This is a genomic window from Rhodanobacter sp. C01 (assembly GCF_002001045.1).
Taxonomy (GTDB): domain Bacteria; phylum Pseudomonadota; class Gammaproteobacteria; order Xanthomonadales; family Rhodanobacteraceae; genus Rhodanobacter.
Genome location: NZ_MUNR01000011.1, coordinates 246,244 through 257,972 on the forward strand (window position 1 = coordinate 246,244; position 11,729 = coordinate 257,972).

At 66.2% G+C, this 11,729-nt stretch carries 9 protein-coding genes; 4 read left to right on the top strand and 5 right to left on the bottom strand.

Annotated elements, in window-relative coordinates:
• Position 1: 1 nt before the first annotated feature.
• Both B0E50_RS10305 and B0E50_RS10310 read right to left on the bottom strand, forming a co-directional pair.
• Complete coding sequence (locus B0E50_RS10305) at positions 2-574, bottom strand: cob(I)yrinic acid a,c-diamide adenosyltransferase (protein ID WP_077441110.1); 573 nt, start codon at positions 572-574, stop codon at positions 2-4.
• Positions 575-593: 19 nt separating this feature from the next.
• The gene (locus tag B0E50_RS10310) at positions 594-1,205 is read right to left on the bottom strand and encodes a hypothetical protein (RefSeq protein ID WP_077441111.1); all 612 of its coding nucleotides are present in this window, start codon (positions 1,203-1,205) and stop codon (positions 594-596) included.
• 88 nt (positions 1,206-1,293) lie between these two features.
• On the opposite strand from B0E50_RS10310, the gene ubiH reads away from it, so the two are divergent.
• Genes ubiH through B0E50_RS10325 form a run of 3 tightly spaced genes read left to right on the top strand, consistent with a single transcriptional unit; the run spans position 1,294 to position 4,576 of the window.
• A complete protein-coding gene (gene ubiH, locus B0E50_RS10315) occupies positions 1,294-2,523 on the top strand; it encodes a 2-octaprenyl-6-methoxyphenyl hydroxylase (protein ID WP_077441112.1) in 1,230 nt (409 codons plus the stop codon).
• Positions 2,520-3,731 carry a UbiH/UbiF/VisC/COQ6 family ubiquinone biosynthesis hydroxylase gene (locus B0E50_RS10320; RefSeq protein ID WP_077441113.1) on the top strand — a complete coding sequence of 404 codons (1,212 nt, stop codon included), beginning with the start codon at positions 2,520-2,522 and terminating at the stop codon, positions 3,729-3,731. The genes ubiH and B0E50_RS10320 overlap by 4 nt, the downstream gene beginning before the upstream one ends.
• A 50-nt stretch (positions 3,732-3,781) precedes the next feature.
• Positions 3,782-4,576: a dienelactone hydrolase family protein gene (locus B0E50_RS10325; protein WP_077441114.1), complete on the top strand. Its 795-nt coding sequence runs from the start codon at positions 3,782-3,784 to the stop codon at positions 4,574-4,576.
• A gap of 28 nt (positions 4,577-4,604) precedes the next feature.
• Here B0E50_RS10325 and B0E50_RS10330 read toward each other — a convergent pair whose 3' ends face one another.
• The gene (locus tag B0E50_RS10330; protein ID WP_077441355.1) at positions 4,605-6,068 is read right to left on the bottom strand and encodes a GTPase; all 1,464 of its coding nucleotides are present in this window, start codon (positions 6,066-6,068) and stop codon (positions 4,605-4,607) included.
• Positions 6,069-6,201: 133 nt separating this feature from the next.
• Between B0E50_RS10330 and B0E50_RS10335 the strand changes: the two genes are divergently transcribed.
• Positions 6,202-9,801, top strand: coding sequence for a hybrid sensor histidine kinase/response regulator (locus tag B0E50_RS10335; RefSeq protein WP_077441115.1), 3,600 nt, complete (start codon positions 6,202-6,204; stop codon positions 9,799-9,801).
• Position 9,802: 1 nt separating this feature from the next.
• Here B0E50_RS10335 and B0E50_RS10340 read toward each other — a convergent pair whose 3' ends face one another.
• The gene (locus tag B0E50_RS10340) at positions 9,803-10,225 is read right to left on the bottom strand and encodes a DNA polymerase III subunit chi (RefSeq protein ID WP_077441116.1); all 423 of its coding nucleotides are present in this window, start codon (positions 10,223-10,225) and stop codon (positions 9,803-9,805) included.
• 13 nt (positions 10,226-10,238) lie between these two features.
• Entirely contained in the window at positions 10,239-11,726 is a 1,488-nt protein-coding gene (locus B0E50_RS10345; RefSeq protein ID WP_077441117.1) for a leucyl aminopeptidase, read from the bottom strand.
• Positions 11,727-11,729: the final 3 nt, after the last annotated feature.

Sequence of the window (11,729 nt, forward strand, 5' to 3'; positions counted from 1 at the left end):
CTTACCCGGCAGGCCGGGGCTTGCGGCGACGCTCGTGCTGCCACAGCACCTCGCCATGCCCGCTGGCGCGGGCCAGCACACGCGAAATCACGAACAGCAGGTCGGACAGCCGGTTGAGGTAGCGCTGTACCTGCGGGCGCACGGTCTCGACCCGGGCCAGGGTGATCACCTCGCGCTCGGCGCGGCGACACACGGTGCGCGCCAGGTGACAGCATGCCGCCGCCATGCCGCCGCCGGGCAGGATGAAATCCTTCAGCGGCGGCAGCGGATCGTTGAAGCCATCGAGCACCTGTTCCAGCCGTTCGATGTCGGCATCCTCGATCATCGCCATGCCGGGGATGCACAACTCGCCGCCGAGGTCGAACAGGGCATGCTGCACCTGGCCGAGTACGTCGCTTATCGCGTCATCGACGCCGTCGGCCGCCAGCACCATGCCGATGGCACTGTTGAGCTCGTCCACCGTACCGTAGGCGTTGACCCGCAGCGAGTCCTTGCCTACGCGTGAGCCGTCGCCGAGGCCAGTGCTGCCATCGTCGCCGGTGCGCGTGTAGATCTTCGAAAGGCGGTTGCCCATGGCGATGTGGCGCGCCGGTTCAGTGCGGCAGATTCGGCTGGTCAGCCTGCTTCAGTGCACGCGTCAGCTGGATTGCCAGAACGTGCAGGAAGGCACCGACGCCGACATACAGGGCGGTGGTCTGCAGGAACGGCAGATACCAGTCCCCCAGATTGGCGAACCATGCCGCAAAGCTGCGTGGCAGCGGCACGCTGTTGCTGAGCCAGTAGAAGCTGCCATTGGACAACAGGTAGCACGCCGCCCAGCTGACCAGCAGAGCCACGGCGGCCATGCCCAGGGTCTGCAGGCGCAGGCCGATCTGGTGGCGTGCCAGCCAGCTGCCACCCAGCCACAGGCTGAAATACGACGGGATCAGGAACCAGTAGGCTGCCGACACGCAGTAGTGGCTCCAGAAATCGATGCCCTGGTTGGTGATCACCAGGTAGTCGATCAGCACCGCTTCGACCATCAGTAACGGGAATGCCCAACGCCCGGCGCCACGCAGCCAGAAGCCGGCCAGGAAGAAAATGCCCCACGAGGCGTCCGGCAGCGCATCGAAGTGATGCAGGAAGGAGTGATGCACCCGGGTGACCGCCATCACCAGGGCGAGCACCAGCAGAATGCCGAGGCGTTGGGTCAGTGTCTTGACCATGGAGGTGCTCCGTATAGGCGTCTGAATAGACCGCTAGTCTAGCCGAATGCACGAGGACGCAGGCATTCTCACCGCGTATCATCGACCCATGAATGACCTCGTCTCTCCCGCCATGAACGAGCCTGGCGTCCTGATCATCGGTGGTGGCCTGGTTGGCGCCAGCCTGGCGATTGCGCTGGATGCCGCAGGTGTCGCCACCACCCTGGTCGAAACCGCCGCGCCGCGCGCCGACGCCCAGCCCAGCTACGACGAGCGCAACCTGGCGCTGGCCCGGGCCACCGTGAACGGACTCGATGCGATCGGCGTGTGGCGCCACGCTGCGGCCCGCGCCACGCCGATCCGGCATATCCACGTCAGCCGATCCGGCGAATTCGGCAGCGCACGCATCGACGCGGAGCGGCAAGGTGTCGATGCATTGGGTTGGACCTTGCCGGCGCGCGAACTCGGCGCAGCCCTGCTGCAGCGTCTGGACGAATGCACGCGCCTGACCCGGCTTGCCCCTGCGACCTTGTCCGCGCTGCAGCCGCTGGCCGCTGGCTGGCGTGCGCAGATCAGTACCGCCGACGGCATGCGCAGCCTCGACACGTCGCTGCTGGTCGGCGCCGACGGCACACACTCGTTCGTACGTGCGCAGCTCGGTATCGACGCCGAGCGGCATGACTATCGACAGACGCTGTTTGTTTGCACGGTCACGCCGGAGCGCGAGCATGCCAATCGTGCTTACGAGCGCTTCGCCGATGACGGTCCGATCGCGCTGCTGCCGTTGGCCGAACGTCGTTGCGGGCTGGTGCTGACTGTCGCTGCCGACGAGGCGGATGCGGTCGCCGCACTCGATGACGCGGGCTTCATCGAACTGGCACAGCGCCGATTCGGCTGGCGCCTTGGTCGCTTGACGCGGCCTGGTCGGCGTCATCCATATCCGATCCATCGCGTTGCTGCGGCGAAGTTGGTCGGGCCGCGTGCGGTGCTGGTCGGCAATGCCGCGCAGACTGTCCATCCGATCGGTGCACAGGGTTTCAATCTGGGTCTGCGTGACGCGCTGACCTTGGCCGAGCTGGTGGCGGCGGCTCCGGATCCGGGCGCTGCCGATCTGCTGGAGCGATATGCCGCGCGGCGTGCACCGGATCGCGACGGAACGATGGCGATGAGCCATGGCCTGGTACGACTGGCTTGCTTGCCGCAACCGTTGCTGGCGCCGTTGCGATCGCTGGCCTTGCTGGCCTGCGATCGGGTGCCACCACTGCAACGTGCGCTGGCACGACGAGGCATGGGGTTTCGAGGTGAATCACCGTTGGCCGTGCTGGAGAGGCTTCCATGAGTACGCCAGGACAAGAGGTTTCGATGCGCCGCCGCGCACCGGCACTCGACGTCGCCGTCGTCGGTGGTGGCATGGTCGGTGCCGCCACTGCGCTGGCACTGGCGCGCGCCGGCTTCAGCACCGCGCTGCTGGAGGCTCGTGCGCCGACGGCGTGGAGTGCGGACGACGAAGTGGATCTGCGTGTGGTGGGCCTGGCCCCATCCTCGCTGGCATTGCTGGAGGATCTTGGCGTCTGGACGTCCATACGCGAAGCACGTGTCAGCCCGTATGCACGCATGCATGTATGGGATGCCGAGAGCGGTGCGGCGATCGATTTCGATGCGACCAGTGAGGGGCGCGACCTGCTCGGCTATATCGTCGAGAACAACCTGGTGCAGTGGACGCTGTGGCAGGCCCTCGAAGCCGCCGGCGTTCGCCGCCTGTGCCCGGCTGAGGTGAAGGGTTTTGAGGCGCGCGAGGATCGCATCCAGCTGGAACTGGCGAATGGTGAAACGCTGGCTGCGGGATTGCTGGTAGCTGCCGACGGTACCGCTTCACCGCTGCGCCAGCTGGCCGGCATTGGTACGCACGGGCGTGACTATGCGCAGCGTGCGGTGGTGGCCCATGTCCGCATGGAGCGGCCGCACGAGAACACCGCCTGGCAACGCTTCCTGCCCAGCGGACCGCTGGCCTTGCTGCCGCTGGCGGATGGTCGCAGTTCGATCGTGTGGTCGTTGCCCGAGGCCGAGGCGCAGCGTGTGCTGGCGCTGGGCGATCAGGCTTTTCTGGACGAACTTGGCATGGCCAGCGATTTTCGGCTGGGCCGGATCGTCCAGAGCACAAAACGGGCGGCGTTTCCGCTGAGGCTGCAGCTGGCCGAACGCTACCAGGCTGACCGCTTCGTGCTGCTGGGTGATGCTGCGCATGCAGTGCATCCGTTGGCCGGGCAGGGCGTCAATCTGGGCTTGCGTGACGTGGCCGAGCTGCGCAATACGCTGGTCGCTGCACGTACTGCCGGGCGCGATATCGGCGCCGAACACGTGCTGCGTCGTTACGCACGCCGCCGCCGCAGTGCCGATACGCTCGATGCATTGGGCTTCGATGCACTGGCGCGCATCTATGCGTGGCAGTCACCACCACTGGTGGCCGCGCGCGGACTGGGTGTGCGTGTGCTCGATCACCTGGCTCCATTGAAGCGGCGCATCGCGGAACACGCCGCCGGACTCTGAGTTTCCCTTCCCCGCGGCGCGGGTAAAACCACAATCTGGAGGAAGCCGTCATGCGCATCGCCCGACTTTGCTGTCTGCTGTTGCTGGCTGGTTCAAGCTTTGCTGTGCAGGCGAAGATGGTGCAGCGCCCGGTCGAATGGACGCTCGACGGTACGCGCTTCCACAGCGTGCTTGTCTACGACGATGCAAGCACGGCGAAGCGACCAGGCCTGGTGATGGTGCCGAACTGGTACGGCATCAACGAGGCCGCGGTGCAGAAGGCCGAGATGATCGCCGGCAAGGACTACGTGATCCTGCTCACCGACATGTACGGCGCCAACGTGCGCCCGCAGCAGGGCAACGCAGACCAAGCGCAGGCGGCGGTGAAACCGCTGTACGGCGATCGTGCGCTGATGCGCAAGCGGATCGACGAAGCGCTGGCCCAGCTGAAGGCACAGGTGGGCAGCGCACCGATCGACGCTGGCAAACTCGCCGCGATCGGTTTCTGCTTCGGCGGCTCGGCGGTGCTGGATCTCGCGCGCAGTGGCGCCGACGTGGCCGCGGTGGTGTCGTTCCACGGCGGCCTGACCACCGACAATCCGGCGCTGGCGAAGAACATCAAGGCACACGTGCTGGCGATGAACGGCGCCGACGACAACGGCACCATGCCGGACGCGGACAAGTTCATGGACGAGATGCGCGCCAGCCCGGCCGACTGGCAGTTCGTGGTGATCGGTCATGCCGTGCACTGCTTCACCGAGGTCGGTGAGAACTCCGCCGGCTGCCGTTACGACGAACGCGCCACCACGCGCAGCTACCGCCTGATGCACGACTGGTTGCGCGCCGCGTTTGCCGGTACGCCGTAACCTCTCGCTTGCGCTTGCGCGGGGTGGCTCATTCCACCCTGTCGTGTTCGCGCACGGCTTCCATCGTCTGCGAGGCGAGCTGGCGCAGCCGCGTGCTGCCGGTGTCGGCGAGCAGCTCTTTCAGGCGGGCACCGGCATCGTGCTGATCCAGCGTGTGGCGTTCGGCGAGCGAGGCAGCCAGGGCCTGACCCATCGAATCGAAGATCAACGCATAGGCGAACGCGTGCAGCACGCCGCCGCCGAGTGTGCCCAGGCCCGGGAAAGCCTTCAGCGCGTTGCCGGCGACGGCCAGCACGATCGAGCTGCCGGTGCGCACGGTCAGCCTGGCCTGCTGCACGAAGTCCTCGATCTGCACATCGCTGACCTTCACGCCGTACAACTCGGCAAGGGCGCGTGTAAGGCCGGCGGCCAGCACGCCCTGGATCACCAGGTCGCTGCCCGGCGCGATGGCGGCAAGTGCGCCGACGATGGCGCGACGGGCGTACTTGCGCACGATGCGTTGGGCCTCATCGGCCCGGGTCTGAGTCTCCAGCATGCCAGTGCGTTCGTGCAGGCCGGCCAGTACGGAGTGCTCGCGCAGATCTTCCAGCCCTTCGGCGCCGGATGCGACGAGCCGGTCGAGAGCCTGGAGCAACGGTTCGACCGCTGGCTTGCGCAGTCGCTCGACTGATTCGGTGCTGCCGTCAGCGAGTTGGCGCTGGTAACGCTCGCTGCCGCCGGCGCTGATCGCCAGTACCGCACTGGCGATCCCGCGTGAGTGCTGCCTCAGGCGAGCCAGCAGTTGCTCGCGTTCAGTCGATGTCCACTGGTCGGCCTTGTTCAGCACCAACAACAGCGGCTTCCCGAAATCGGCAAGCCAGTGCATCTCGTCGGCCTGGCTGCGGTTGAGGTCCCCGGCGCACAGGTAGACGACGGCATGGGCACGCAGGGCCTCCTCGCGTGCCAGGATCTCACGCGTCTCGCCACCCGCCTCGCGGCTGCCCGGCACATCCGCGAGCACCAGCGTGCGACCGTCCGGCAATGAGCCATCGTAGTGGTCGACTTCGCGGGTGGTGCCGCCGCGGGCATCACTGGCGACCTGGGCGTGCGGTGCCAGTGCGCGGATCAGGCTCGATTTGCCGGTGGAGATTTCTCCGAACAGCGCGATATAGATGCGGGTGCTGGCACGGCGGCGGTCGAGTTCGCCAAGTTCGGACGCCAGTGCGCCGGTGTCTGCACCACGCTCGCGCAGCCGATCGATCCGCAGCTCGAGGCTGCCGCGATCGGGTGCCGGTATGGGCCGTCTGCGCCGTGGGCGCAGCAGCCACCACAGCACCATCAGGCCGGCGGCGGCGAACAATGCAAGCACCCCGCCGAGGGTCCATTGCAGCCACGCTGGCAGCGCCAGGAAACGCTGTGCCAGCGCCAGTGCGCGCTCGGCCGTGGCGAACAGCAGCCACAGCAGGGCGGTCAAAGCCAGTGCGGTAAACAGCAGGCGCGGACGACGGGACATGCCAGCCAGTGTAGCGGGTGGGTTGCCGCGCTCGCCGCGGGCAGCCTGTTTTGGCATGATCGGGTGGACGGGCCGGAATTCGCGCCCGATTCCGACGGATTCTGGCATCCGGGCGGGAGCATGAAGGGGACTCATGGCGACGGCTTTTCTGCTGGGTATGCTCGTGTTGCTGGGGAGCTCTGCGACTGCGGCGGCGGTGCCCGCGATGCCGTTGCCGGCCTCGCCAGCGGTTGCAGCCCCCCAGGTGCAGTCCAGTCCGCTGTCGACGCCACAGTTCCGGCGTTACACCGTGGTCGATGGCCTGCCCAGCACCAATGTCTATGCGGTGGCGCAGGATCGTGATGGTGCGATCTGGTTTGGCACCAAGAGCGGACTGGCGCGTTTCGACGGGGTCGAGTTCAAGGTGTTCCGCCATGCCGAGAACGATCCAGGCTCGCTGTTCAACAACGGCATTGCGACGCTGCTGATCGACCGCCAGGGGCGTTTGTGGGCCGCGGGCCTGAATGCGGGTCTGAATCGTTATGTCCCTGCCACTGATCGGTTCCTGCACTGGGGGCACGATCCGGCTGACCCCACCAGCCTTGCCAGTGATCGTGTGTGGTCGATCGCGCAGACTGCCGATGGCAGCCTGTGGGTCGGCAGTGAGAGTGGCCTGGATCGCATGCAGCCGGACGAGCGCGGTTTTGAACATGTGGCCAATCCGTTGCTGGGACCAAAGCCCGAGGATTTCGGCACGGTCGGGGCGCTGTATGTCGATCCGCAGCAGCGGCTGTGGATCGGCAGCGACCATGGTGTGTTCGTGCGCGGGGCTGACGGGCAGATCCGGCCCGTGTTGTCGGACGAACCCGGACGGACCATGGATGTCTGGCGCATCGACGGCGATGGCGATGAGGTACGCATTGCGACCACCAGTGGCCTGATGATCGTCGGCAAGGACGGTGTGGCCCGTCGTTTCGCCGCATCGGTGATTCCCGCCACCGATGTGATGAGCAGCGTGCGCGACAACGCTGGCCGGTTGTGGGTCGGTACCAAGAAAGGGTTGTTCCTGCAGTCCCAGGCAGGTGGTCCGACGACTGCGATGAGCGATCGACCGGTGCTCTACGGCAACCTACCAGGTACCTGGGTATGGCAGCTGATGGTCGATCGGGAGGGAGGCCTATGGGTGGCCCTGTATGACGGCGGCGTGGCTTATCTGGCGCCGGGCTGGAGCCGGTTCAGCCGGTTTACCCATATTCCTGACGATCCGTCCAGCCTGCGCGATTCGGTCGCCACCACGATGGCGCGCGGCAAGGATGGTCGTCATGTCTGGGTCGGCGAACGTGATGGCCGGATTGACCGGCTCGATCCGGTGACGGGCCAGGTCGAACATGTGTTGTCCGGTCTGCGTGGCGATGTGGTGGGCATGACCGAGGACACCAAGCACCGCTTGTGGGTGGCGGTGCATGGGGCCGTGTATCGACTCACGGACGGGAAGCCGGAGCAGGTCGACTCTGAAAGAGGGCTGATGAAACGGCCACTGGAGGTCGAGCCCGGTCCGGATGGCCAGATGTATGTGCGCACGTTTGCCCAGGGCGTGTTCCGAGTCGACCCGGAGTCGCTGGCGGTGACCCCGGTGCCGATGGATGGGCCGAGTGACAAGGTTCGATGGGGCAGTCAGATGACTCTGCGTGACGGGGTTTTCTGGTACGCCAGTGATGGCGGCATGATGCGGTTGAATGCGGCGCATGACCGCTTCGAGATGGTTCCGGGCGCGCCGCCCGGGGAATCCATTGACGCGTTCGATTTCGGCAAGGATGGCCTGTGGATGGCCAATGCCGACGAGCTCGCGTTCTACCGTTTTCGCGGGCAGGGAGTGGTGCTGGATCGACGGATTGATGCGGCGGGCGGCTGGCCCTCGGTCAACGTGACAGATCTGCGGGTGGATACGTTCGGCCGCGTGTGGATCTTCGGTCATGATGGTTTGTGGTATTTCGATCCGCACACGGGGCGATTCCGCTCGTTCGGGCTGCAGGATGGCCTGACCAATGGCGAGTTCTCGCGTGGCTTCGCCGCCATGCCCAGTGGCTATATCTATGCTGCCACCCTGGGTGGCGTGGCGGCCTTCGATCCTGACTGGGTGAGTCCGCAGGCTGACGAGCCGCAGTTGGCGATCACCCAGGTCAGCGTGCGTCACAACGGCGTGACGCAGGTGCTGCCGGTCAGCGACAAGCCGCTGGACATCGGCTGGCATGACAGTCAGCTCAAGGTCGAGGCGCGGGTGTTCTCGTACGTCGATCCATCAGCCAATCATTACCGGTTTCGCTTGAGGGGTTTCGAGAACGGCTGGGTCGATACCGGGGAACGTGGTGAGCGCGATTTCACCGGTCTCGGTGCCGGTGACTACACGCTGGAGGTGATGGCATCCGGTGCGCGCGGCACGTGGACGCATCGTGCCACGCAACTGCGCATACATGTGCAGGCCCCGCCGTGGGCGCGCTGGTGGGCGTGGATGATCTATGCCGTGCTGGTGGCGCTGCTGGCATGGCTGGTGCTGCTGGCGTGGCGTCGCCGTCTGGCACAGCGTCACCAGATCCAGCTGGCCGAGCAGCGCCGCAGCCTGGCCGAACAGGCCAGTGCGGCCAAGACCCAGTTCCTGGCCACGCTCAGCCACGAGATCCGCACGCCGATGACTGGCGTGATGGGCATGGCCGAGCTGTTGCAGAGCACGCCGCTGAGTCCGCAGCAGCTAGAGTACACCGACACCATGCAGCGCTCCGGCAGCATGCTGTTGAAGCTGCTCAACGATGCACTCGACCTGGCGCGCATCGAGGCCGGCAAGCTGGAGCTTGAGCCGGCGCCGTTCGACCCACGCCAGTTGCTCGAGGATGTCGCACAGCTGGAGCAGGGGATAGCGCATGCCAAGGGCATCCGCTTCGTGCTGCAGGTGGATGATGATTTGCCTGGACGGGTGATCGGCGATGCAGTGCGGATCAAGCAGGTGCTGCTCAACCTCGCCAGCAACGCGCTGAAGTTCACCGAGCGCGGCAGCGTGACGCTACATGCACAACGGGTGGCGGATGGCCTGTTGTTCAGTGTCATCGACACCGGGCCGGGCATTCCCGAAGCCAGCCAGGCGCGCCTGTTCCAGCGCTTCGAGCAGGAAGACGGGCCGCAGCGTCGTGCCGGCAGCGGTCTGGGGCTGGCGATCTGCCGCGAACTGGTCGACATGATGGGTGGCAGCATCGAGCTTGAATCACGCCTTGCGCACGGCAGCACGTTCCGTGTGCGACTGCCGCTGCAATCGCCGATGCAGGCGGCTCCATCGTCGCCACAGTCAGTGCATGTGGGTGATGGTCGCCACTATCGGCTGCTGCTGGTGGAGGATGACGCGATCGTCGCAGCCGTCATCGTCGGTCTGCTGCAGCAACAGAGGCACGTGGTGGTGCATGTCATCAATGGTCTGGCTGCACTGGCCGAACTGGAACAGCACCGATTCGACGCGATCCTGCTGGATCTTGATCTTCCCGGTGTGGATGGTTTCCAGATCGCCCGGCTGATCCGTCAGCGTGAGAACGTGGGTCGCCGTGTGCCGATCGTGGCGGTGACTGCGCGCATCGGCGGTGAGGACGAGGCGCATGCCCGCGCGGCGGGCATGGATGGTTTCCTGCGCAAGCCATTGACCGGCGAACAGCTGGCCGACGCCCTGGCCCAGGCCGTGGTGACCGACGTATCGACGGCCACCCGTTCCGCCTGAGCTACATGTCGTTCTTGTGCAGTTCGAAGCCGCGCTGCTGGTATTCGCGCCAGCGTGTGCGCGAGCCATCGCGTTCGGCCGGATCGGCAGCCACCACTTCCAGCACGCGCTGGTAGCGACCGCCGGGGCAGGTCTCGCGCAGGTTGATCACCAGCGGTCGATCCTCGCTGTCGATGCCGGGCGGCACGATCAGTACGGCGGTGTCGGCATCGTCGTCGTCGCCGGCAAGCTGATGCGGTATCAACGCATCGTCGTCGAATGCCCACAGCAGCTCATCAAGCGCCTCGGCTTGCGCATGGTCGCGGGTCAGGATCAGCGTGGGCTGCTGCGATGCGAAGGCCTTCTTCGCCAGTTCGCAGACCAGCAGCAGGGGCTGCTCGCGAAAGCGCGGCTTGTCGATCAGGTAGAAGTCGGCGCGTGGCATCGGGTGATGCTGCTCAGCCGGCGCGATCGATCAGCCACTGCGCCAGCAACGCCACCGGTCGGCCGGTGGCCAGACCCTTGCGACCTTCGTCCCAGGCGGTGCCGGCGATGTCCAGGTGCGCCCAGCGCTGGCCGTCGGTGAAGCGCGACAGGAAGCAGGCAGCAGTGATCGCGCCGGCACTCTTGCCGCCGATGTTGGCGACGTCGGCGAAGCCGGAGTCGAGCTGGGCCTGGTAGTCGTCCCACAGCGGCAGGCGCCAGGCGCGGTCGAGCGTCTCCTCGCCGGCAGCGAGCAGTTCGGCAGCGAGATCGTCATGCTTGCTCATCAGGCCGGTGGCGTGCTTGCCGAGAGCAATCACGCAGGCGCCGGTGAGCGTGGCGGCATCGATCAGGGTATGCGGCTGGAACGTTTGCGCGGTATACGTCAGCGCGTCGCACAGGATCAGGCGACCTTCGGCATCGGTGTTGAGCACTTCGATGGTGAGGCCGGACAGGCTGGTCAGCACGTCGCTGGGGCGGTAGCTGTCGCCGTCCGGCATGTTCTCCACGCTCGGCACCACGCAGACCAGGTTGAGCTTGAGGCCCATCTTCACGGCGGCGACAAATGCACCGAGCACGCCGGCGGCGCCACCCATGTCGAACTTCATCTCCTCCATGCCGGCACCTGGCTTGAGGCTGATGCCGCCGGAGTCGAAGGTGACGCCCTTGCCGACGAAGGCGTAGGGCTTGTCGCCTTCATGGCCGCCCTTGTACTCCAGCACGATCAGCCGCGGTTTGTTGACCGAACCACGGCCTACCGCCAGCAGGGAGCCGAAGCCTAGCCTTTCCATCTCGACCTCGTCGAGCACCTTGCAGCTGGTCTTGTCCCTGCCTTCGGTGAAGGCCTGTGCCTGCCCGGCGATATAGCTCGGGTTGCAGATGTTCGGCGGCAGGTTGGCCAGGTCGCGGGCGAACCGCACGCCTTCGGCAATCGCGCGAGCCTGCTCGAGACCGCCTTGTGCTTCCTCGCCAGCGGCAAAGGCGAGCGAGCCGAGTTCCGGCTGCTTGCTCTTGTCGCGCGGCTTGAACGTGGCGGTGTAGCGATAGCTGGCGTAGTCGCTCGCCAGTGCGGCGACGCGTACGCGCCAGGCGCTGTCGTGGCCGGGCACATCCACGTCGGTCAGGTAAGACACGGCATCGCCAAGTGGCAGCTTGCTCACGGCGCGCGCCGCTTCGATGCAGATCTTCTGGAAGCGGGCCGCGTCGAATGATTTCTGCGAACCCAGCCCGACCACCAGCACGCGCCTAGCGGTCACGCCGGCCGGCGCGAACAGCACGGTGGTGCTGCCGGCCTTGCCGCTGATGTCACCGCTTTCCACCTGGCGCTTGATCAGGCCGCCGGTGGCGCTGTCCACCCGTGCGGCAGCGCTGGTCAGCATGCCGTGTTCGTATACGCCAACCAGTACGCAGGCGGCATCAACGGTTTCGGGGGCGGCGGTGCCGAGGCTGAACTGAAGTGTCATCGG

Excerpts from the sequence above, each read along its gene's own strand:
- B0E50_RS10305 (WP_077441110.1), bottom strand. The coding sequence starts at position 574 with ATGGGCAACCGCCTTTCGAAGATCTACACGCGCACCGGCGACGATGGC.
- B0E50_RS10310 (WP_077441111.1), bottom strand. The coding sequence starts at position 1,205 with ATGGTCAAGACACTGACCCAACGCCTCGGCATTCTGCTGGTGCTCGCC.
- ubiH (WP_077441112.1), top strand. The coding sequence starts at position 1,294 with ATGAATGACCTCGTCTCTCCCGCCATGAACGAGCCTGGCGTCCTGATC.
- B0E50_RS10320 (WP_077441113.1), top strand. The coding sequence starts at position 2,520 with ATGAGTACGCCAGGACAAGAGGTTTCGATGCGCCGCCGCGCACCGGCA.
- B0E50_RS10325 (WP_077441114.1), top strand. The coding sequence starts at position 3,782 with ATGCGCATCGCCCGACTTTGCTGTCTGCTGTTGCTGGCTGGTTCAAGC.
- B0E50_RS10330 (WP_077441355.1), bottom strand. The coding sequence starts at position 6,068 with ATGTCCCGTCGTCCGCGCCTGCTGTTTACCGCACTGGCTTTGACCGCC.
- B0E50_RS10335 (WP_077441115.1), top strand. The coding sequence starts at position 6,202 with ATGGCGACGGCTTTTCTGCTGGGTATGCTCGTGTTGCTGGGGAGCTCT.
- B0E50_RS10340 (WP_077441116.1), bottom strand. The coding sequence starts at position 10,225 with ATGCCACGCGCCGACTTCTACCTGATCGACAAGCCGCGCTTTCGCGAG.
- B0E50_RS10345 (WP_077441117.1), bottom strand. The coding sequence starts at position 11,726 with ATGACACTTCAGTTCAGCCTCGGCACCGCCGCCCCCGAAACCGTTGAT.